Annotated in this window: 1 protein-coding gene; it reads left to right on the top strand. The window is 60.6% G+C overall.

What is annotated here, in order from left to right:
• Positions 1-340, top strand: a 340-nt coding sequence (locus HX773_RS25470; protein WP_176973811.1) for a hypothetical protein, incomplete at both ends; no start/stop codon positions are given.

Below are 340 nucleotides of genomic sequence, written 5' to 3'. Positions count from 1 at the left end.
CAATCATCATCGGCAACAGCTATGACCTTTGGGTCAGCAACAGCATGAAAGATACGTTCTGCGAGGTCCTCACAGCTGTTGCGGCCCTGGAAGGCCATGACATCACGGCCATATACGAGGAAGCGCCCGGTGTGGCCGGCACGTACGGTGTCTCAGGCATCGGCATCCACCTCGACGAATTTCATCACTACCTCGGCGGACGGGCCGGCGTTCGACACCACCTCGATCTGTGCCGTACCCGGCTGGACGAAGTCGCCGAATCCTGCGGTCTGTCACCAGCAGGCTCAGAGCGCATGGCACACCTGCTTGCCTGGGCAGCCCATCAAATGGACGGTCACCC

The sequence above is a fragment of the Pantoea sp. B9002 genome, assembly GCF_013385945.1.
In the GTDB taxonomy this organism is placed as follows: Bacteria; Pseudomonadota; Gammaproteobacteria; order Enterobacterales; family Enterobacteriaceae; genus Pantoea.
Note: the sequence above shows the minus strand (reverse complement) of the source record. Positions and strands in the feature narration are given on the sequence as shown.